Source organism: Pseudonocardia sp. DSM 110487 (assembly GCF_019468565.1).
Classification (GTDB): Bacteria; Actinomycetota; Actinomycetes; order Mycobacteriales; family Pseudonocardiaceae; genus Pseudonocardia.
In genome coordinates, this window is the sequence record NZ_CP080521.1 from 2,493,089 (window position 1) to 2,515,005 (window position 21,917).

The 21,917-nt window shown below is 71.4% G+C and carries 12 protein-coding genes; 3 read left to right on the forward strand and 9 right to left on the reverse strand.

Annotated elements, in window-relative coordinates; translation table 11 throughout:
* Positions 1 to 383: 383 nt before the first annotated feature.
* The 8 genes from K1T35_RS11405 to dpdE all read right to left on the reverse strand — a co-directional run bounded on the left by K1T35_RS11405 (position 384) and on the right by dpdE (position 17,846).
* Positions 384 to 2,387 carry a hypothetical protein gene (locus K1T35_RS11405; RefSeq protein WP_220260132.1) on the reverse strand — a complete coding sequence of 668 codons (2,004 nt, stop codon included), beginning with the start codon at positions 2,385 to 2,387 and terminating at the stop codon, positions 384 to 386.
* Positions 2,384 to 2,899: a phospholipase D-like domain-containing protein DpdK gene (gene dpdK, locus K1T35_RS11410; RefSeq protein WP_304940853.1), complete on the reverse strand. Its 516-nt coding sequence runs from the start codon at positions 2,897 to 2,899 to the stop codon at positions 2,384 to 2,386. Before dpdK ends, K1T35_RS11405 begins: the two co-directional genes overlap by 4 nt.
* On the reverse strand, positions 2,896 to 7,341 hold the full coding sequence (gene dpdJ, locus K1T35_RS11415) for a protein DpdJ (protein ID WP_220260134.1): 4,446 nt from the start codon (positions 7,339 to 7,341) through the stop codon (positions 2,896 to 2,898). Before dpdJ ends, dpdK begins: the two co-directional genes overlap by 4 nt.
* On the reverse strand, positions 7,338 to 7,991 hold the full coding sequence (locus tag K1T35_RS11420) for a hypothetical protein (RefSeq protein WP_220260135.1): 654 nt from the start codon (positions 7,989 to 7,991) through the stop codon (positions 7,338 to 7,340). The genes dpdJ and K1T35_RS11420 overlap by 4 nt, the downstream gene beginning before the upstream one ends.
* Positions 7,992 to 8,077: 86 nt before the next feature.
* A complete protein-coding gene (dpdH, locus tag K1T35_RS11425) occupies positions 8,078 to 11,149 on the reverse strand; it encodes a protein DpdH (RefSeq protein ID WP_220260136.1) in 3,072 nt (1,023 codons plus the stop codon).
* A 4-nt stretch (positions 11,150 to 11,153) separates the two neighbouring features.
* Complete coding sequence (dpdG, locus tag K1T35_RS11430; protein WP_220260137.1) at positions 11,154 to 12,053, reverse strand: protein DpdG; 900 nt, start codon at positions 12,051 to 12,053, stop codon at positions 11,154 to 11,156.
* Positions 12,053 to 14,599 (reverse strand): protein DpdF, encoded by a 2,547-nt coding sequence (gene dpdF / locus K1T35_RS11435; RefSeq protein WP_220260138.1) that lies wholly within the window; start codon positions 14,597 to 14,599, stop codon positions 12,053 to 12,055. The genes dpdG and dpdF overlap by 1 nt, the downstream gene beginning before the upstream one ends.
* Positions 14,586 to 17,846, reverse strand: a complete 3,261-nt coding sequence (gene dpdE / locus K1T35_RS11440; RefSeq protein ID WP_220260139.1) for a protein DpdE — start codon at positions 17,844 to 17,846, stop codon at positions 14,586 to 14,588. The genes dpdF and dpdE overlap by 14 nt, the downstream gene beginning before the upstream one ends.
* A 387-nt stretch (positions 17,847 to 18,233) precedes the next feature.
* Here dpdE and K1T35_RS48790 point away from each other — a divergent pair, with 387 nt between their 5' ends.
* The 3 genes from K1T35_RS48790 (at position 18,234) to K1T35_RS11450 (ending at position 20,833) form a co-directional block, all read left to right on the forward strand.
* Positions 18,234 to 18,365 carry a hypothetical protein gene (locus K1T35_RS48790; RefSeq protein WP_255621778.1) on the forward strand — a complete coding sequence of 44 codons (132 nt, stop codon included), beginning with the start codon at positions 18,234 to 18,236 and terminating at the stop codon, positions 18,363 to 18,365.
* Between the two features lie 753 nt (positions 18,366 to 19,118).
* Complete coding sequence (locus tag K1T35_RS11445; protein WP_220260140.1) at positions 19,119 to 20,351, forward strand: helix-turn-helix domain-containing protein; 1,233 nt, start codon at positions 19,119 to 19,121, stop codon at positions 20,349 to 20,351.
* Positions 20,351 to 20,833: a flavoprotein gene (locus tag K1T35_RS11450; protein WP_220260141.1), complete on the forward strand. Its 483-nt coding sequence runs from the start codon at positions 20,351 to 20,353 to the stop codon at positions 20,831 to 20,833. The genes K1T35_RS11445 and K1T35_RS11450 overlap by 1 nt, the downstream gene beginning before the upstream one ends.
* A gap of 254 nt (positions 20,834 to 21,087) precedes the next feature.
* On the opposite strand, the gene K1T35_RS11455 is transcribed toward K1T35_RS11450, so the two are convergent.
* Entirely contained in the window at positions 21,088 to 21,837 is a 750-nt protein-coding gene (locus tag K1T35_RS11455; RefSeq protein WP_220260142.1) for a DUF4352 domain-containing protein, read from the reverse strand.
* Positions 21,838 to 21,917 lie beyond the last annotated feature (80 nt).

The window sequence follows — 21,917 nt, forward strand, 5'->3', positions numbered from 1 at the left end:
GAACCGGTCGAGACACCTTCGCGCACGCTGCGAGAGCACTGCGGGTAGCCCGTGCCGGCAGGAAATGCCGGTCACGGGCTATCATGGGGTGTTGGCCTCCTCGTCTCAGGCCATGTGGTCACGGATCAGGTGGGACAGCACCACGATGACGGTCCCGAGGATCCTGCCGATGTCTACCAGGACGGACAGGATCCTCGGGCCGTCGCTGCGGACACCTCGGTTTGGCCGGCGACGCCGGCTTCTTCGACCCATGTGTTCACCTCCTCCCCCGCTCGAGGCACAAAAAAAGACGAGCGGGCACAAGTCGCCCGTCCGTCGATATCGAGAGTACTCGTCAGGTGATCGGGCACCTAACCGGGGGTGGTCCTAGTGGATCGGCGGGCTCACCCCAACGATCGTGACAAGCCGGCGATCGCCGCACGGAGCAGCGAGGCCGAACCGCTGCCATCGGCCTCGCTCACGATGGCGTGCGCGCTCGCGTTCTTGCGGATACACCCAGTCGCGGCGTGTGTAGCGCACCGGGTCGCGAGAACGATGACGTCGGCACCGCGGGCCTGCTGGCGCATCCGTGGACTGCCGTCGGTCTCCGAGTTGACCACGACGCGCACCTGCGGAGCGAGGTGGCCCAGGGTCGTGCGCGTCCGGTCAATGGCGCCCTCGTCCAGTGAGTACAACAGCACTGTCCCCGTCACCGAACGGAGGCGGTCCTCGCCGTCGTCGGCCTCGGCGATGGGGGGCCAGTCGACCGCTGCGTCCAGTTCGGTCGACAGCATCACGGCGAAGGCGAGTTGATCGGCGTCCAGCAGCCCGGTGTGCCGGCGCAGCGGATCGAGCAGCACCGTCACCAGGCCCAGCCGGGCATCGTGATCCGGGCACGCGTGCCGGGCGAGCAACTCCACCAGATCGAGCAGGACGGTTGCCCGGTTCGGTGCCATCCAGCGCGCCGCGTCGGCGCCCAGGTCGTTGAGCAGGTCGATGTAGTCGGTCCGAGTGGGAGCCACGCGCAGCACGATGTCTGTGAGCGCAACCATGGCCGCCAGATCGCCCGGTGAGTACCTGCCGTAGGTGATCGCGTTGGTGACGAACTCGCGAGCCGAGGCTGCGGCCGTGTTCTGGTATCCAACGGCGTCGATGAAGGCGCCGACGGCCCGCCAGGCGCGCTGGGCGCCCACGTCATCGAGGGTGGCGAGCGCGTCCGCCAACTCCCGGTCCTGGTCTGCAGGCCGGGGCCAGTCACGCCAGCGCTCCTCGGCGAGCGTGGTACGGGCCGCCTCGGCATCAACGGCCAGTCCGTCGATCAAGTCGACCCAATCACTGACCGCGGCCGGGGCTGGCACTTCGGGTACCACGGGCGGTGGGCCCGGCTCGCCGTCGGCCGCCGCCTGCTCCAGGTCGGCCACGACTGCCGGGGCCACCCCGGCGATGCCCGCGCGGACCGGATCGTCGCGCAGTAACCTGCGCAGGACCGGCAGGTCGTCGCGGATCCGTGCGGCAAGCGCGAGAACGGTCGCGGCCTGCGGGCTGAGCCGGGTGGCGTCGTTGTCCAACAACGCTGGCACTACCGCGCCGCGGTCCACGAGTGCGGCACGGGCGGCAGCGGGGTCATCGGCCGCGAGGGGATCGGCCAGTGCGACGGTGAACAGCGCGGTCAGCACGGCGTCGACGACCGGCAGCGGGGGACCGGTCACCATTGTGTCGGTGAGACCGGGCAGTCGCAGCAACTCCGCGTCGCGCCCGAGCCGTGCCAGGCGCTTGATCCGCAGGTGGGCGAGGTTGGTCGCGGATAGCCCGCTGTTGGTGGCCAACTGCTCCAGCAACTCCGCTGATGCCGTGCTTTCGCCCGCGGCCAGCGCCGCCTCGAACTCGCCGAGCAATCGTCCGACCGGCTTGGGCACGGTGGTCAGCCGGGCCGGGCGGTCCGCCACTGCGCGCTGCATGGTCGCTAGCACCGTCCACATCCGTCGGTCCCGAGCCGGGCCGGGTGCTGATAGGACGAATGCGAGCCCGTCACCGACCAGATCCAGCACCGCCCGGTCCACCGGGTCGTGCGGATCCAGATCGGCCGGTCGACCGATGAACGATGAGTAGCTAGGCCCGATGAACGCCGTCAGCAACTCGGCGACTTCGGTGGCGTGGCGCCGGTCCCTGGCCAGCACGTAGGCGGTGCGCCGCCCGTCGTCCTCGGGTCGCTTGCGCGGCAGGACCACTGGCACGTCTGACGGCGTGCGCAGGGCCTGCAGCGACGGCGCCAGCCAGGCGCCCACCGGGCTGGTCGGGTCGGGGTCGAACTCGACGTCGTTGCCTGCGCCGAAGAAGGCCAGCAGGAACGCGTCCACGGCCTCGGGGGTGCGCGTTCCGGCGTCGGTGACGTCCGCGGTTTTGATCACAACTGCCCCCAGCGCCGGGTGAACTCCAGCCGTGCCTGGGCGGCGGCGGTGGGATTCAGCTGGTAAGACATCGCCTCGTCGTTCACCTGCATGCCGCGCAGGGTGAAGTTCATCGAGCCGGTCAGCAGCCAGGTCTCCCCGCACAGTGTCTTCTCGTGCACGTCAGGGTCTTCGACGACTCGGATCGGACGGGTCGTCCGGCGCTCCAGCACGCTCCGGAAGCGTTTGTTGTGCGCGTCCGGGCGGGTCACGACTGTCACCACTGCGCCCGACTCCGCCAGCGCGGAGAGCATGTCGGATAGCCGGTACGTTCGGGCTGCGGCCTCGGGGACCAGGCTGTCATAGCCGCCACGGCTGTTGTCCAGCACCGCGACGTCGCTGATCCACGGCGAGACCAGCCACAGCCTCGGCCCGGGGGACAGCAACTCGGCCAGCAGCGCCGTGCTCAGCACCGGTTCGATCCGGACACCGGTGGCGCGGCCCGTCCGAACCGTCCGCTCCCGCGGGATCACTGGAGTACCTCCCGCATCTCGATCCGGACCCGCAGAACGGCGCCATCCTGCACCACGTGGCGGGCCTGTCCGTAGATACGCAGTACGTCGTGGTCCACCGCCAGCAGTGGGACCGCGCGGACGGCCTCGGCGAGGTCGCCGCGCCGCTCGGCGGGCGCGACCAGGTCCACCGCCCCGTGGCGCGCTAACTCTGTTCGGAACCTGTCGGTCCAGTCGGAGACCGTGACGTCGACCTCGGGCAGGTGCAGGTCGTGCGCCGCCTCGACCAACCGCCGGTCCAGCAGCGGCGGCGCGCCGTAGGGCTGGTAGTGGTATAGGTGCCGCACCTCGGCTCCCGCACCGCGCGGCCAGAGCAGGCTGAACACCTGATCCGCCGTAAGGGCGACTCCGGGTACCGCTAGCCGCCCGGAGCCCACAAGGTAGGCGATGACCTGGGCGTCGAGTTCCACTCCGAGCCGCCGTTCCAAGCCGTCCCACGCCCGCACGGTCTCCAGAGCGGCCTGGTCGGTGCCGGCGTCGCTGCCGGGGCGCAGCATCCTGGTCGCCAGCGCAGCTACAACTGCGTGCGGCGGGTGCCCGTCCAGGGCCGCCCACGCCCCGCGCAGGTCGTCCAGCGCGGCGGTGGCCGCCTCGTTGGTCCGGGCGGTTCGCAGCGCCGACATCGCCCCCGTGACGGCGCCCGCCGGCTCGGCCGCGATGTGCTCCAGCAGGCGCCGCAGTCGGATATCGACGTACTCGTAGGGCCCGGGCTGAAGGGCGCTGTCCACCAGGCCCCAGAACCGGCGCGGGTCTGCAGAGTAGAAGCGCACCAACTGCTCGATGACGCCAGTTCCGCCGATCGCGGTCTCGCCCAGCCACACCATGGTCAAACCGTCCGGATCGCGCCGCGACTCGACGTCGATCAGCAGGTCGGAGTCGCGGGCGTCGGGGCAGGCCCGCAGCGCGGCTACGCGGATCGCCGCGGCAAGTGTCTCGTCGTAGGCGCGCTGTGCCAGCCCGGTGGTGCGCGCGGCCACGTCGTCCGCCCACAGCAGCGTGGCGTGCTCGTCGAGGCGTGCGGTAATCGCGGGGTCGTCGCTCAGCGCCGTCAGGCCGCTGACCAGCCGGTCCTGGTTGACCGCCGGTCCGGCGCGATTGTCGCGGTACAGCGCGCGCAGCACGTCGCCGAGGTGGCTGCGCCATGCCCCGCCCGCCAGGGCGGCGTGTGCCTGCTGGCCGGATCTCCCGTCAAGCCCAAACAAGGCGAAGGAGGTCAGATAGACCTGGGCGAGCCAGCCGCGCTGGAACGTGGTTGCGGCCTCGGCCAGCACCGGGTCCTCCGCGACGGCGGTGCGGAAGGCGAGAGTGCGCCAGCCCGGCGAGGTCAGGTGCTTCGCGACCGCAGCCGTCGTCGCGTCGAGCCGGGTGACGCCGAAGAGCGCGGCGTCGGCGCTGAGCTGGAAGCCCATGGCGGCGGGCCGGTCGTCGATCCGGTAGCGCACGGTTCGTCGCTCGCGCTTGCCGCCGCTGCGCACGGTTTCGCACTCCGCGCCGACGGTCATCCGACGGATGGTCGTCGGGTTGCCGTTCGCGTGGGTGGCGAATCCGGCCGAGGCGATCCGCGGGCGCCACGGCGACGGGTTCGGGACGTCCGCTTCGGCGAGCCCGGCCACCGGGAGCACCAGGTGCGACATCCACATCGGGACACCCTGCGATTGGGTCTCAATGTCTGGCGGCGGCTGCTGCAGTCCCAGCCGCAGCGGGCGCAGCACCTCTAGTTCCGGTCCCTCGGCGGTGCGCCATCGACCCTGACGGCTGAAGTCCGCGTCCAGCGTCGCCAGGTCCAGTGCCGGCTCCTGCGCGGGGGGCAGGGGCAGCCAGGTTCGGTCCTCGCTGTGTTGATGGCCGAAGCGCATGCTGACGCGCCCCGGCACCGCCTCGCGCAGGGCGCGCTCGATCGGCATCCCCTCTGTGCGGTCGGGGTCGAAGGGCAGCCCGAGGGCGACCTCAGGCAGATTGAGCGGCTCGAACATCGAGCGGGTGAGGAACTCGGGCAGCAGGGCGGCGGCCCCAGGATCCGCCTCCGCCGGTCCCCCCAGTTCGCGGGCGCGGACCCGGAGCCTGCGCAGCGCCGTGGGTACCACCGCCAGCAGCAGGGAGCGCGGCTGCTCCCACAGCAGCGCGGTGGCTTCGTCGGCGCTGATCTGCAGCGCCCGGCGCAGGTGCCGGTGCAGGTCGTCCTGCCGGTCGGGGCGGTGTAGCAACTCCTCCAGCACGTCGACCACATCGCCGTCGTCGGAGTCGGACTCGTTGCGGGCCGGCCCCAGCACCTGGCGGGGGTCGATGTGTCGGCGGCGGGCCGCGAGCGCGGCGCCTAGCCAGTCCAGCAGCGCCTGGGTGCCCTGGATGCGCAGCACGTTGCGGTTGCCGACCGGCAGGCGCCGGGCCGCCAGTTCGGGCGAGAAGAGTTGGTCATAAGCCTGGTAGGTGAGCCGATCGCGGCCGTAGTCGGAGAGCGCGACGACGGTCCACGGCCGGGACCCGCGCTGGCGACCGGCCCTACCCCTGCGCTGCAGGAATCCGCCGGTGTCGTAGGGCGCCTTGTGCTGCAGCACCAGCCCGACCCGCGGATCGTCGAAGCCGACCTCCAGCGACGCCGTGGCGACGATGAGGTCCGCGTCCAGATCGACCCCGGCGTCCTGGGAGGTCGTCCGACCGATCCGCAACTCACCGGCATCCGCTCGGGACGGCAGCGTCCGTCCGATGCGCTGCACGACGTCCCACGACTGCCCGTCGCGGTACCGGTCGGCAGCGAAGTCCGCGTCCGGGGAGCGCAGGGCCGCCAGCACCCGACCCGGCCGGCCGGCGCTGCGACCGCGACGGTCCTGGGCCCCTTCGGCGTCGCGCAGGTCGTCGTAGAACCGGTTGGTGACGTCGAGGTCGTCGGTGAACAGGAAGCCCGTCGAGCCGTGCAGGTACTCGTTCTCCGGCGGGTCGAGCACCCGGCCGAAGAGCATTGCGGCCTGGATCGAGGTGGACAGCAGGCTGGCGCCGGAGATCGGGTCGCCGCGCAAGGCGAGCGCGTACTCGCGGCTCTCGGCTCGCATGTCCGCCTGTGCCGGCGTGACGTGGTCGACCGCGGCCACGTCCAGCCCGGTTAGTTGGGCGAAGAAGGTGTCCGCGGCGCGCAGTGTCGCGCTGAGGCCGACGAAGGTGACTGGATGGCGCACGGCGTCGCGCCAGCGCCGCAGCAGCAGCGCAACCTGCGCGCCGTGCGTGTCGGCGTAGGTGTGCACCTCGTCGAGCAGCACCAGCTCCGGTGGCGGTCCGCCGGCCCAGCCCATGATCCGACCTAGCGCTGCGGTGGCGGTGCGGTTGAGCATCTCCGTGGTGGTGAACAGCAGGTCGGGAGGCTGCTGGCGCAACGAGGACCTGGTGAGCACCAGGTCGTCCATGACGAGGTCGCAGGACCGGCAGCGCAGCCGCTCGCGACGCCCGTCCGTTGCTCGCCAGACCAACTCGCCCCGGCAACCCTTCTCGTCGGTGCCAGGGCAGGGCAGATACGGGCAGACCAGGTCGTTCCCGCGCCGCTGCCAGCCGCCCTTGGCCACGGGCCGCGCCGCAGTCCCGCGGTTCTCGGGTGTGTCGGCGTAGAGCACGCCTATCCGGACTGCCCGCCGCCGGGCGTTGCGCAGCGTCGGAGCCAGCGTCTGGGCCACCGACACCGCTTCACGTAGCTGGTCGCGCAGCAACTCCTTGCGCGGGTAGATCGCCATAGTGTGCACTCGACCGGGCCGCTCCGACTGCAGGTTCTCGGCCATGGCCAAGAACGCCGGCAGGTAGAACGACAGCGTCTTGCCGGTCCCGGTCCCGGCACCGACGATCACGCCGCGGCCCAGCCGGTCGGTCACCGAGGCCAGTACCGCGCGGGTGGTGTCGATCTGGAACCGGGCGAGTTCGCGCTCGCCGATGTAGGCACCGGCCAGATCCGACTGCAGCGGTCCCCAGCCGGGCACGTCGGCGAGTTCGGCGCGCACAGCGTCCAGGGGTTGGTCGCGGCACGGGTACCAGCGCGGGGCCACGTGCACCCGGTAGTCGGCGACCAGTCGGCGGCCCTGCTCCCACCACGTCGGAGGCGCCGGGGCGTCCATCCGCCCGCGCTGCCACCAGAACAGTTGCCGCAGCCGCGCGGCCAGTCGCAGGGCCTCGGCCATCCGGGTCCGGAACCGCGGCGGCGAGGAGGCGGGCTCGCGGACGAGCAGGGCGTGCTCCAGCAGGTGCCGCTGGGCCTGGACCGCGGTCACGCTGTGGGGGTTGCTGCGTTGCGCGAGCACCTCGGCGATGGTGGCGCGCACCTCGTCCTCGGTGAGCGCACCGCTGGTCACCCCCCACGACAGCAGCGGCAACTCGCGGTCCTCTAGCGCCGTGAGCAGCGCCGAAGTCAGCTCGGGGGAAAGCGTCACGTGCGTCGTCTCCGCACTTCGATCTGGTCGCCGACCTGGCGCAGCAGCGTGATCTCGCGGTCGTCGAGGCGACTCAGCGGGACCGGCCCCTGCTCCAGGAGTTCCAACAACAGTCGCAACTCGACGGGCGGTTCGGCGACGGCGTCGAGCGCGGCGGCCAGCACTGCGCGCGACTCGCCGAAGCGCTGCATCTGGGCGACGGTGGCGGTGGTGCGCTGGGCGAGGCCGCGCAGGGTCCGCTCCTCGTCGCCCGCCGCCGCGCGGGCCTCCGCGGGCAGCACGGCGAGCCGGTGCAGCGGCAGGTCGCGCATCGCCTGGTCGGTCCACCGCGTCCAGTTGTCGGCGACCGCCTCCCGGACCGCGCCCGTGGCCGCGCTGATCGCGTTCCTGGCCCGGTTGAACACCGTGTCCGGTGGTCGGCCCGTGGAGAGTTGGGCGAACGACTGCAGCCCGCGGGTGGCGCCCGAGGTGTCGATCGGGTTCCCGGACAGCGTCTCCAGCGACTCGGCCAACTGCACCGCATCGGTGAGGTCGTCGAGCGCCCGCTCCATCTCGCCGATGCGCTTGAGCACACGTTCGGCCTCGGCACGTTCCCGCTCGCCGGCCACCAGTCGGTTCGCCGCCGCGGTGAGCGCCAAAGCCCTGTCCACCAGCGATGGGGTATCCGGATCCGAGTCCGTGCCCGGGCCGGCCGGGTCCTCGGCTGCAATGGCTGCGCCCAGGGGCGCATCCGCGGTCATCGTGCCGTCCCGATCCGCTTCCAGCGATCCACGATCCCGGCCAGCGCGTGGTCGATGTCGTCGGCCGTGCGCGGGTCCTTCTCAGCCCGGCCGGCGGCGTAGCTAAGCCATTCATCCGCGTCCGCCAGCAGGCGGGTGATCCGCGGGAGGTCGGCACCCCGGTCGCGGATCGCGGCCCGTGCGACGGCCCGGTTGAGGGTCCCCTCCGCGGTGGCGCGCTGGGCGTCGGCGACATCGTCGTGCAGCAACCGCAGCGCGTCCCACCCCCAGTCGGTCGCGGTGTCGAGGGTGTCCTCGATCGCGGTGAGCTCGCCGACCAGCAGGCCGGCCGCGACCGCGGCCTCGAACGCCTCCCGCAACCGGGCCAACAGGGTGCGGTACGCGGTCCCGGCCGGCATCGCCCGCCGGATCGCCATCGCCGTCGACTCGACCTGCCGGAACTGGTCGGGAACCAGGGTGTCCCAGGTTGTGACGGTGGCCGCGATCGGGCGCACCCAGTCTGGGACGTCGGCCGCGGCCGGGGCGCCCCAGGGTTCGGCCGCGGCGAGGCGCAGCAGTCGGGTCGCCCGCACCGCGTCGATCATTCGAACGTCACCGCGCCCGCGGGAGATGCCGACCGCCCGCCGGATCCGGTCGACCAGTTCGGGTCGTTGGGCTCGGTGCCGCCCCCACGCCTCGCGCCAGGCTGGGGTGCGCAGTTCGGCGCCGCGGCATACCCAGCCCGCGCCGTCGTTCAGGGCCGCGGCGAGCAGGGTGGCCTCGTCGGCGCCGGGCCAGACGCGCCCGGCCAGCGCCGCGCCGAGCAGTGCTACCCGCAGCGTCGGGACCAACTCGGCATCGGTGGACCCGGTTTCCTCCTGAATACGCCGGATGAGCGCCGGGCGGTGCTTCTCGGCGAGGTCGGCCAGCCGACGGACAGCGGCGGGGTTGCCGCGCGCGTCACCTCGCGCGAGCGCTAGTAGCCCCTGCAGGAACTCGGCGTTGGCCGGGGTTCGGTCAAACCTGATCGGGGCCTGGGCGGTGCGCGGATCGTTCTCCGACTCCGCTTCCTCGATCGAGACCACGCTCGACCGCACCGGCCACACCCGGTCGAGGGTGGCACTGAGCGGCTCGGCCATCAGCGGGTCGAGCCATAGCGTGCGTTGAACCACCGCGGTGCGCACGATCCTCCGCAGATCACGGGCGACGTTCGTTGGGAGTTGCCGCTGGCGGGCACCCCAGTCCTCGATCTCGGAGGTCTTGACCGTAGTGGACGCGGTCCGGGCCGGGCGGCTGCCCGGTGCCCTGCTCGGGGAGGTCTTCGCGGGCGGTGTGGATTCCGGGGCATCGTCGAGGCGCAGCGGCGGGATGCCGAACGCGTCGTGAATCACCGGGTCGAGGTTTGTCACCTGGCCCGGTGCGTCGCCCCAGAACTCCAGCAGCGCGGCGCGGCGCGGCGCGTCGGCCGGCGAGAGCCGTTCGAGTTCGGCGCTGACCGCGACCGGCAGCACCGGCAGGTCGAGTTCCTGGGTCGGGAACCGCTCGGTGAAGCGCTCGTCGGGGAACGTCCCCTCGGTAATCGCCGATGCGTGCTCGAGCAGCACGCTCCGGATCACCTGGCCGATCACTGCGCGGGGGTTGAACGCGTCGGGGCGGCCCTCCGGTGCCCTGGCCAGGATCGCGCGGTGCAGCGCAGGGCGGTTGAACGGGTACAGGCCGTAGCCGGGTTCTTCGCCGCGCTCGACGGGGTCCGCGGTCGAGGCGCCGAAGCCGGCGTGGCACGGCGCGCGCAGTTGGCAGTCTTTGCAGGCGTTCGGCACCTTGGCATCCGGGTCGTCGCCTGCGGCGTCGAGCACGGTCCGTCCGAGGCGGGCGGCGTTGAGGTAGCGTCCGACGAAACCCTCGACCTCGTCGAGCCCCGCCGGGGAGCCGTCGAACTGGACGTCGAGGTCGTAGACGTACGGGGTGGCGGCCTGCGCTCTGGTGAGAGCAGTGTCGACGAGGTTGCGGTAGTAGCCGGTGGTGACCGCGAGCAGAGTGCGGATCGGCGCGTACTCGGTGCGCCCGCCTCGGATGCCGGCCTCGATGACGGCCTCAAGCAGTTCCCGTTGGACGCCCTGGATCAGCGCGAAGTCCTCGACCAGCAAGACGATCTCCCGGCCCTCCGCGGCCAGTTGGCGCCGGACCTGCAGCAGCGCATCGCTGAGCCGGCCGGATCCGAGGTTCGCCGCGTTGGCCACGGCGCTGCCGAGCGCCTGGTTGAGCAGCGCGACCGCCAGTTGCTGGGGCTTGTCGCCGGTGCGCAGGTAGACCAGCATCCGCTGGGTCGCAGCCGCCGCTTGCCGGACGTCGGATAGGTCCAGCGGTAGGTCGTCGACGGTGAACTCGAGCGGCCGGTCGTGGGCCTCCGCGGCGCCGTCAGTGAGTTGGCTGGCGGCCATCCGCGCGATCAGGCCGTCGGGCTGCAGCATGTGCTCGCGCACGTACGGGTCGAGCAGCAGGGTCTCCAGCCGGCCGGGACCGGCGAGCCGGCGCATCTCCGGCGAGGTGGGCTCCGCGGCCACCACGGCCTCCTGGAGGCCGTTGAGCAGTCGCTGCTGCAGCGCCGCCCGGTCCATGCCGGAGGTCATCGAGGCGACCTGGTCGCGCAGCGCGGCCAGCGGACCATCGGTCCGGTCGGCGAGCAGGTTGGTTAGCAGGCTCTTCAGGCTGGTGCCCGACTTCGGCAGATAGATCACGTGTCGCCGGTCGGATTCGGGCATCCGCTCCTTGACCCAGCGAACCAGATGCGACTTCCCGGTGCCGGACTGGCCGATCACCGGCATCAGCAGCGCGCCGTTCACCGGGTCGCGGGTCAGGAAATCCCTGGCGACCTCCGCCTCGTCGACGGTCGGGCCCGGGGTGTCCGACCGGACGCCGTCCTTGCCGGTGCGCTGGATGCGCAAGGGGGTGTGGGTGGCGAAGAAGACTGGTTTAGACGGGCTCACCGCCTCGGTGGCGATCGTCGCCGTCACCTGCTGCCGGTCCCAGCAGACGACCCGGCGCAACTCGCGCGCGTCACCGACTGGCGAGCGGAGCAGGGCGGTCACCGGGTCAGCCATCCTGCGGCCCCCAGACCGTGATCTCGGAGAACCGTCGCACTCCGTCGGCGCGCCCCGGGTCGGTCAGCAGGACGGTGCGGGGGGCGTCCGCGGGGTTGTCGAGGCGCCACCAGGCGGCTTCGCCCCCGCGTAGCAGCGCGAACGACAGGCTGGGGGCGAGCACGTCGGCGACCGGGAGCCCCAACTCCCGGCTGTAGCGCCCGCCGGGGAGCACGGGGAGGTCCTGCCAGATCGCCTCCAGCACCTCGCTGAGGTCGCGGGTCTGCCGATCGGCGTAGCGGGACAACATGCACTGGCGGACCGCCTCGGTGCAGTCCGGGACCAGCTTCGTCCGCTGCTCGCTGGGCACCAACTCCGTCGCGGCGAGCCCGAGCGCGGGGGCCCAATAGGTGAACCGGTTCCACCGGGTCTCGTTGACCAGCGCGCGGCCGACGTCATCGGCGAAGGCGCCGCGCTGCCGCTGTTCGATCTCCACCGTTCCCAGCGCCGGTTCGAGGGGGTCGAGGGCGAGGAACCAGGCCAGCGCCCGGACCAGATCGCGTGGGCCGGACTGCGACTTGGAGGTGCCCAGGTCGGTGTTGCGGGCGGGGTCGAGCACGGCTCGGCGCAACTCGCGCCGGAAGCCGTCGAGGTCGTCCGGGGCGGCCCCGGCTAGCGCCGGTCCCAGGCTCAGGTGATCGTCGTCGTCCTCGACCAAGCCGAGCCCGGTCAGCGTGGCGATGGTGTTGTCGAACGTGGGATCCAGCCTGGCCGCGTCCGGGGCCCGCAGCGGTTCCGGGCAGAGCAAAGCGCGTGCCGTGATCGCTGGGACCGGCCGGTCCGCGTCGGCGAGGTAGCGGACTACGCCCCACATGTAGGCCGGGATCGAGGCCGGCTCGTTAATCAGCACCATCAGAGGATCTCCAGGGCAGTCGTCACTGGGAGGACAGCGGAATGGATCTCGCTCAGGGCAATACCGGGCCGGTTGTGATCGCCGAGTGTAGCCGGATGCACCAAGTAGGTGACGTCGGGGGAATCGAGGCGTTGCACAACCGCGGGGTCGGGCGGGTCGCCTTCGAGCAGCCAGACGACGGTACCCCGGTAGCCGTCGACGAGGTCGTGGTCGCGGTCGACGACGATCGGTGCCGGTCGCGCCGCCGCCTGCAGCGCGGTCGCGGTCGCGGCGTCCAGGCCGGGGCCGCCGAACACTGCGACGCCGCGCCGGGCCAGCCGCTCCAGCAAGTCGGGGACGAGATCGGCGCGCTCCCGCTCGTCGCGCCAGTGCAGGCTCAGCCACGACGACGCCCCCCGTGCCCCGGCGAGCGGATCGGGTGCCTTCGTCATGGCCGGCAGCGGGGGGTTGGGCGCGGGGGCCACGCGGTAGAGCGGTGGCAGGTCCGGCTCGCCGTGCGGTCTGCGGGTCGCCCGGCAGTCCGGGCAGCCGCGGCAGGTGACCCCGGTGCCCAACCGATCGTCCTCCCACTCGGAGGTGTAATAGCCGGCGAGAACCTCGCCGATGCAGCGCCCCCCGTCGAGCACGTCGAGCATCTCAACGATGGCGGCGTCCTGCGCGCCGCGCTTCTCGTCGCGGCGGATGCCCATCGCCGTGCCCCACGCCTCCTCGTCGTTGGCCTCGGCCTTGACGATCTTCACGACGACCATGTCCCGGCCGTGCTGCGCGTCGTCCCCGGCGCGGTCGGCGGACGCACCGGAGGGATTGTTCGAGCGCAGTTCGATCAGCCCGGCCTGGGCCATCAGGTGCAGGGTCCGGCGGTTCCACGCTCTGTTGTGCTGGGTGTCGAGCGAGTAGTCCGCCTGCGTGGCGGTTAGCGGTACGACGCCGACCCGTCCGTCCCATGTGCCGGCTCGGAACATGCTGCGCCAGCGCTTCCAGCCGCGCTCGTCGCCGATGAGGGTCTGCCTGTTGAGGCCGTAGGCGACGGCCCGGTCGTCCGGGCCCTCGGCGAGGTAGGACAGGCACGGCCGGCCGTCCCGGCCGCCCCGGCCCACCTCCTGGTAGTACCGGTCGATCGTCTCCGGGACGCAGGCGTGCAGCACGGTACGCACGTCGGGTACGTCCAACCCGAGACCGAAGGCCGACGTGGCCACGACCACGTCGTAGCGGGTCGCGCCGCTGGCGCCGGGGTAGCCCCGCCAGCCCTCGAGGACCTCGGCGCGCCGGGCAAGGCCGTCGTCCCCAGTGATCTCCGCGACCCGGCGATAGTTCCGGCCGCGCAGCCGGTGCGCCCACAGCGCAACGTCTGCCCTGGTCGACGCGTAGAGCACCATCGGCCGGGGCAGCAGGGCCGCTGCGGTGAGCACAGCGTCGACGCGGTCGTCATCACAGGGGAAGGACGCCAGGTAGTAGCTGGTCTCGGGGCGCAGGTTGGACGCCCAGACGAGTTCGGTCGGCTCGCCGGGGAACATGCCGGCCAGCGTGTGCACCTGGTGGCCGGTCAACGTGGCGCTCATTGCCACCGTCACCACCCGCTGCCCCGCAGGGGCCTGCTCCAGCCAGGTGCGCCGGTACCCGGCGAGGTCCTGGTAATGCGGGCGGAAGACCCCCCACTGCTCGACGAGGTGAGCCTCGTCGATGATCAGGTGACCCAACCGGCCGGCGCGCGCGGCGTGCTGCAGAGCGGTGCTCAGACCGGTCGCGACCGCCTCCGGCGAGGTGACCAGGATCCGCTGACGGCCCTCGGCGACGGCCTGGCGGATAGCCGCCTTGGCCGACTCGTCCATCTCACCGACATAGGCCAGTCGTCGCCCGATCGTGCGGTGCCCGCGGGTCGCCAGCAACTCCTCCACCCGGCGCTCCACGTCCAGCGCCAGCGCCACGGTCGGCACGACGATCACCGTGACCGCCCTGCGCGACCAGTCCAGCAGGGTCGGGGCGAAGGCCACCCACGTCTTGCCCTGGCCAGTCGGCAGGCTGACGATCACGGTGCCACCCGGGGGAGCGGTGACGACCGCGCGGGCAGCCTGGCGCTGGCCCGTCGACCGGTACCCCCGCAGGCCGGAGGCGGTGGACCAGAACGGGTCCGCCGGGATCGGGGCGGCAACGGCCCGGTCGGGCCGTGCGGCGAGGATCTGCCGCAGGTCCTCGGCCGCCGCACTCCGTTGAGCGGTGGGGGTCGGGGGGTGCCACGGGCGCGCCGCGACCGAGAACCCGCGGGCCGTTGAGATCACGTCGCACCGCGCGGCGGCCCAGTCCTGGCGCCGGGGTAGCCCCGCGCCGTCCGGGACGGCGAGCCGCCCGGTCTGCCCAGTGGCCGCGTCGGTCTGCAGCAGCACCTGCCGGACCAGCGCCGTGATGTCGCCGCGCCCCGATCCGTCCGCAGGCAGGCCGGCGAGGGCGTCGGCCAGGCGGCGGACGACGGGGTCGTGCGGGACGGCGCCCACCGGCGGGTCGGGCCATTTGTCGAGCAAGAGTTGTGCTTCGTCGTCAGTTCTCGGCACGTGGCATCCCACTTGGTCCGCTGCGCACGATGCACGTTGCGCCGACCGGTCGTATCGTCGGTGTGCCGAGATCGGTCAGGAACGCCTCGGTCAACTCGACGTCCAACGTGTAGGCGTCGGCGTCGCCGACCAGGTCCCCGGCCGCGCGGCGGGCCAGCGCCTGCGCCCGCAGCACCTCAATCTGCCCTCGGCCCCGCTCCGCGGCCGCCGCACTGCGCTCGGCCAGGTCGGTGACGCGCACCAGGTCGCGGCGGGCGATGCCATCGGAGTCGCGGGCGGCCTGCGCGAAGCGTTCGCGGGTGCCGAACAAGTTGATCAGGGCGGGGATGCGTGTCGGGTTGAGGTTCAGGTCGTTGCGCGACCTGTCGAAGGGCTGGTCCAGCCAGTCGATGCTGTGCTGGTCCGAGACGGCGGTGCCCGCGCCCGCGCGGACCCAGGCGCGACCGACGAACGGCGGGAAGAGGCCGTCGGCCTGCCGGCGCAGGGCGTGCAGCGCACCGGGGTGGGCCTGGTCGACCAGTTCGGCCGCCGAGCGGAAGGAGGCTTCAACCAGGAAGTCGACGGCGAAGTAGACCTCCGGGTCACCGGTGTGCGTGCGGTCGATCCGCCAGAACGCGGCGGCCTGCCCACGGTCGTCGACCTCCATGACGGTCGCCAGTAGGTCGACGAACGGGTGCCCGATCCGGAACACCCGGGTGCTGGGCATGCGCAGCGCGACACTGCGGTTGAACGCGCCCTCGCGCAGCGCGTCGGCGGTGACCACGTGCCCACCGCGAGCCAGTAACCGGGGCGGCATCAGCGGCTCGTGGCCACCCAGTCGGAAGCGGACGACCCGCGTGCCGTCCACCTCCGTGCGGGCCAAGCGCAGCCCGTCATCGGCGTAGGTGACGACGGTGGACTCCACTGTGCGCCAGTCGACTTCGAGGGCGTCCACCGCGGCGGTCGTCGCGTCGGCCTCGGCGGTGGTCCCGAACACCGACTCGATCAGATCGGCCGCCTCCACGGCCTTCCGCTCCCCGTCCAGCCGGTCGGCCACGGCTTGGGCCTGGACGGTGAGACCTGCCGGTCCGCGTTCCAACCCGGCCGCCCACACGTCGTCGAGACCCACCTCGACTGCGTCCTGCAGCGACGACAACGAGCTGTCGAAGATCCGGTAGCCGTCGCCGAGCAGTTCCACCCACGCCCCGGAGATGGTGGAGAGGCCGTCGGCCTGGGCGAGCACGAACTGCACGGCCGGCCCGGTCGGCGCGCCCGGACGCACGCTGACGTAGCGATCCACCCGGCCCAGTCGCTGCTCGAGCACGTTGGGCGAGCGCGGCAGTCGGCAGTGCACGACGACGTCGGCGATCTGCAGGTTCAAGCCATCCTCGCCGGTGCCGTCCAGCACGAGCACGCCGCGTCCGGTCGTCCAGTCCTGGACAGCCTGCTCGGCGGCCGCACCGCCCACCTCCGCGGTGTGCTCGCGGACCCGCCGGTCCACCGGCAGGTGCCGGTGTAACTCGCGGGCCAGCGATCGGGCGAGGCCGCCGGGGCCACAGAAGACGACCGCGCGCTGCGACCTGCGCAGCAGAGGGACGAGGGACGCGGCGAGTTCGGTCGGGCCGTCGCCGCGGGCGTCAACGAGCGCGGCGAGCGCCTGGTGCTCGACCGCAGCCACGGCCGGCGCCCGCAACTCGGCCCGCTCGGTCGCGGTCAACCCCGCGCGATCGGCCGCTTCCGCGTCGTGTTGGATCCGCCAGGACAGCGCGGCGACGAGGTCATCGACGGGTCCGCCGGCGCGCGCGGCCAGTACCGCGAGGATCTTCCCGTAGGCGGGGCGCTCGTCCGTTCGACCTTCGTCGAGCAGCACGTCAGCGATTCCGCCCTGCCAATCGAGCAGCACTTCTTGGGCCGCGTCGTGCTCGCGGGACCGGACGGGGATTGACTGGGCGCGGCTCCGGCCGCGGATCTCGTAATGGTTCGACTCGTCGCTGCTGGTGAGCGCGGCTGACCGGCGATGCCGGATCATCCGGCGGTGCAGTCGGTAGGTCTCGCCGACGTGGGCGCGCAGCGCGGCGATGGCGTCGTTGAGGCCACCGCGGGTGTCGGCGTCGGCCAGTTCGCCATCCTCGTCCAGCAGTCCGAGGATGTCCGCGGTCCGCGCCTTGAGGAGCGGGTCGTCGGGGACGATTTCGCCGATCTGCTGCAGGGTGGGCTCCAGCAGGAAGGTGAACTCGCCGTCAAGCGCGAAGAGGGCGTCGGCCAGTTGCTGGCGGGTCTTCAGGCGCCGGGCGAAGGCCGCGCGGTCGTCCCAGCGGTAGATGCTCGGCGCGAGGAGGTGTAGCAGACCCAGGTGGGTGTCAGGGTGCGCGGTCGCCGGGGTCGCGGACAGCAGCAGGATCCGCGGGACGGAGTGCGCCAACGCGGCCAAATCCCGGTATGGCGACGTCCCCGGGTCCCCGCCCTGGACGATCCGATGCGCTTCGTCGATTACCACCAAGTCGAACCCGTGGTAGTCCGACCACTTCGCCGGCATCTCGTGGGCACCGATCCGGAGGGTGGCGCGGGGGAAGTCGTCAATGAAGAACTTCTCACGCAGTTCGCGCTGCCACTGGCGGCGCAGTAGGTCCGGTGCGATCACCGCGATGCGGGTGTCCGGGCGGTCCAGCATCGTCTGACGGACGATCAGCCCGGCCTCGATGGTCTTGCCGAGTCCGACCTCGTCGGCGAGGAGGTAGCGCTGGACGGGGTCCTGCAGGACCTTCATGACGGTGTGGAGTTGGTGCGGGTAGATCTCCACCGCCGCCGACAGCACCGCCGTCATGCCCGCGCACGCCGCGCGCTGGCGGACCAGGTCCCGCAGCAGCGGGATGCGGGCATCGCGCAGTACCGGGGTCTCGTTGGCGGTCGAGGCGAGCACGTCCACCGGGTTGCGGATCGGGCGGTCCCAGCGAACCCGGAGTTCGGCCTCGTCGATCGGGAGATCCACATCAGAGTTGGGGAACCTGACGAAGTAGCGCGGCGACTGGCCACCGGCGATCCGGCCTGGCGTCCATTCGCCCGTCTGACCGTTCAAACGGAAGACCCGGGTCTGCCGCTCCAGGCGCGCCGGACGGCACTCGGCGAGGGGGAGCAACGCGGCGTCGGCGACGGGTTCGGCGACCGACTCGAAGTGCTCCACTCTGATTCGGTCGCCGTCGATGCGGGCGACCCGTCCAATTCCGGGCGAGTTGACGTACTCGACCAGCGATCCCAACCGAAGTGTCATCCGAGCGACCAAGGGGCTGTCACGGAGGCCGCCCTGATGTCCGCGGTGCCGCCGGTTAGCTGCTCAACTGCTCGGCGGGCTGTCGAGGTGAAACGGTGTGCGTCGCGCGGCAGAGGTGCCACCCGACACCAGCGCTGCAAGCACCGAAGTAGCCTGCTGTCGCGGGTGGCGACGAACGACCGTTGGTGGGCGGCGTCGAACCGAACATAGTCCATTTCGAGCAGCGTTTCTCGGGTTGCCATAGCTGCCGCGCCAAGCCCTAGTGGACCGACGGTGCAGGACTGCTCGTCCAAGGACCACAACGCCGTCACGAGCCTACCGTAGCGCGAGGGACCGACACTGAGGCGGCGGTGCCAGCTACTCCCGGGGCCCGCCGAGGACGCCGGGATGATCAACGAGGAGCGGAACGCCGGTAGGAGTAGCGGGCAGCGGCTGATGGTCGTGCCGAGGATCCGGGCGGAGCGGCCAGACCGCGATCTGCTGGACGAGCGCTACACCGCCTTCCGGTCAGCGGGCTGAGTGGCGCCTTGTTCCCGGACCCGAACCTGGGAGTTCTTGGGAACTTTGCGTCCGTTCGTCTTGCGCCTTTGCCCGCTTAGTGCGAGTTCAGCTGTGAGTGCCTGCTTTCTCATTCTTGAGCCTGTGCACGATGCGAAGGAGGTTTCCGTTGTCCTTCTCGAGGTTTGCGATTCTGTTTCTCTGGCGAGAGACTGTTTCCTGAAGCTCTCGAACGGTGCTGGCCGGATCAGTCTTCGGAGTCTTGATCGAGGCGAACAGTCGGCTGAGCTTTGACATCTTGTGAGCTCTCTTCCGGGGTGGACGCCGCCCGGCGTGGGCATGAGGAGCAGACCCGGCCGGTACGGCTGGGCGACTTTCAAGGGTATGGCGGTTGTCGTTGTGTCGGTCGTTCACATCCTCGGAGTACGAGGCCCAGCCCATGTGCCCACCCCTCGGTTCGGCCTCTGATCGACTGTGGCCAGTTGGTCGAGTGAAGATCTGGCAACTGACCGTCCGGGCGCAGTTCGTTGCAGCCCGCCAATCCGTTGCGGTCTGCGCAACGTGACAACGTGGTGGCGCCGTCAGAGTGGTAGAAGCGATGAAGGTGTCGCGGGTCCATCTCGCTCAGCGAGTGGCGTCGCCGCTGTGCCGAGGCGTGATCAAGTCCGATATCAACCATGTTCGAAGGGCCCGGCAAGGTCTGCAGGTGCTCGACGACGACGCGGTGCTGATGGCGCAGCGAGTGCTGGTGGGGAGCCACACCGGCTGCCGCTGGTGGCGCATCGCCGGGAGGCTGGGTGCTACGGCGAGGACAATGCCGACAGCTTCGGATCTAGGGGCGCGCTCCCGTTGTGCCACGATCGATCCGTGCCCGAACCAATCGGCCGCCGCATCGCCCTCCACCGCCGTCGCCGTGGCCTGAGCCAGGTCGCCGTGGCCGGGCTCGTCGGTCGCTCGGAGTCGTGGCTGTCGCAGGTGGAGCGTGGTCTTCGCGACGTCGACAGCTACACAGCCCTCCGCGACCTCGCCCGTGTCCTCCGAGTCGACATCGCCACCCTCACCGCGACCGGTGAGGCCAGCCAGCCAGAGCGATCCGTACGCGATGTTGACGTAGCCGCGATCGAGCGGGCGCTGCTGATTGGCACCGCGCCCGAGGAGATGCCCGACGTCGTGGCGGCCGTTCCAGAGCTGCACGCCGCCTACCAAGCTGCCCGCTACGACGAGGTACTCGCGGCCCTCCCGAGCCTGATTGCAGCCCTCGAGGGCCAGCACTCGGGGTTGACCGCAGCCGGCTACACCGTCGCAGCCAAGATGCTGACGAAGATCGGTTCGCACGACCTCGCGCTGATCGGGGCGGACCGTGCCTGGTACGCGGCGCGCCGGAGCGGTGAACAGGCCGATGTCGGCATGGCCGTCAACCAGGTCGTGTGCGCGCTGCTTCCGACCGCTCGGGCAGTGCTCGCGGAGGAGCTCGCTGTCGAGATGGCGACGAGACTCGATGGCGAGGACCCAGCCGTGCTCAGCGTCGCCGGCGCGCTCTGGCTCATCGCGGCGGTTGCGGCAGCTCGTCGAATTGATGCTGCAGCAGCCGAGGAACGCCTGGACCACGCCCGGCAGCTCGCGGACCGGCTGGGCGAGGACGCCAACCACCGCTGGACCGCCTTCGGCCCGACCAACGTCGCCATCCACCGGGTCTCGGTCGCGGTCGAGGTCGGCGATGCTCCCGCCGCGTTGGCTGCCGCCGCAGCCGTCGACCTCGATCGGCTCCCGGAGGGCCTGCACAGCCGCCACGTGCAGGTGCAGTTGGACATCGCCTGGGCGCAGGCACAGCGGCGACGTGACGCGGAGGCGTTGGTGGCGTTACTCGAGATCGAGCGGGCGGCGCCGCAGGTCGCCCGACGCAACGTGGTCGCCCGCGACACCATCCGGCAGCTCCTCGCCCGGGCCCGCGGCACGAACGGGGCCGCCGTGCGCGGCTTGGCGCACCGGGCCGGGGTCGCCGTCTGATGGGGGAGCGGCACCTGACGCTCGTCGTGTGCGGCGCCCCCCTCGCCGCCCGGGCCAGAGACGTCGCGGACGCGTTGAGTACACGGTGGAGCGTCTCGATTGTGGCCACAGACGCGGCGAGTCAGTGGTTCGACGAACGCTCGGAGCACGACCGGCCGCGGCCCGACGCCGTTGTCGCCTGCCCGCTCACGTTCAACACGGCCAACAAGGTCGCGACGGGGATCATGGACACCAGCGCGGCCGGCGCGCTCTGCGATGCGCTCGGAGCGGGAGTGCCGGTCGTGGCGGTGCCGATGGTCAACAACCGGCTATGGGGCCACCCGGTGTGGTTGCCGACCCTCCAGACTCTCTCCGGCGCGGGCGTCAGGTTCGTCGATCCGCAGTCGGGGCGGATCGGTGACCCCGCGCCCGTGCAGTCGGGGACAGGACCAGAGGTCGTGGCCGCGTTCGATCCGGCGTGGGTGGTCGCCGCGGTCGGCTGAACCCGCACGATTGTGCGGGTCGCATGGGCGGACCGGGCTGCAGCCCTGATTCCCGGTGTGCTTGCGCAGTGATCAGTCGTGTTCTCGCTGAAGGAGATCCGCTCGTCTGGCAACGACTGCTGCGCGAGCACGTGCCCCGGGCGGACGGCCGATGCGCCCTGTGCTCGCTCGGGGGAGAGCACGGGCGGCCGCATTGGTCGTGTCGGCTGCACGACGTCGCGGCGGCCGCCGCCGAGCTCGTTCGGATCCGGGCCTCAGCCCGCAAGTGACACGAGCACTCCCGAAGAGAACATCGAATCGTGCAGCTCGATGTAGGTCGGTGCGACGCCTTCCGGAACGTCGAAGACGAGCAGGCCGTTGACGCTGTTGCCCGGGTTGATCGTGGTCAGGAACGACTCGCTGTCGGGCACACTCATCATCGCCGCCGCCGTGTCGGCATCGAACTCCCGGCCCTGCGCGTCGAAGAGCGTCTGGTTGGAGCCGGTGAAGAGTTGCGATTCGGTGCCGATGTTCCGCACGGTCACGTGGACGAGCACGTAGCTGCCCTGTGCCTCGGTACGGAGGTAGCTCTGGCCGAGGGACTGCACGCCGGTGTCGACCTTCGTGACGGTGAATGCGAACGCCCCGTCCTGCACTTCGGTGCCGATGCCGACCTGTTCGGCAGAAGCGGTGGGGGCGGTTGCAGTGGCAGTCGGCGTGCTCGAGACCGCTGCGCTGAAGGCCGCCGCGTAAACGATGCAGATCAGCAGGCCGAACGCGGCACAGGCGAGGCCGGCGATCGCCAGGCCACGGTTGGTCGCTCGGCCGCTGCCCGCCTTGGCGAGGCCGATGCCGCCGAACACCAGCGCCAGCAGCACCAGCGGCCAGGCGATGACGCCAATGATCGGGATGAACGAGAACAACAGGCCGAGCAGCCCCAACACGAATGCCGCGGTCCCAAAGCCGTTCTGCGGCGGCGAAGGCGGCGGGTAGTGCGGTGGGTACTGCGGCATGTACTGGGTCACGGGATGCCTTCCGGATGGAGGAGTCGCGCACCCACTCGCTGACCGGCGACCGCCCGTTAGCACTCGCCCATTCGTGTGGT

Coding starts and splice junctions, on each gene's coding strand:
- dpdE (WP_220260139.1), bottom strand. CDS start 17,846: ATGACACTTCGGTTGGGATCGCTGGTCGAGTACGTCAACTCGCCCGGA.
- K1T35_RS48790 (WP_255621778.1), top strand. CDS start 18,234: ATGATCAACGAGGAGCGGAACGCCGGTAGGAGTAGCGGGCAGCGGCTG.
- dpdG (WP_220260137.1), bottom strand. CDS start 12,053: ATGGTGCTGATTAACGAGCCGGCCTCGATCCCGGCCTACATGTGGGGC.
- K1T35_RS11450 (WP_220260141.1), top strand. CDS start 20,351: ATGGGGGAGCGGCACCTGACGCTCGTCGTGTGCGGCGCCCCCCTCGCC.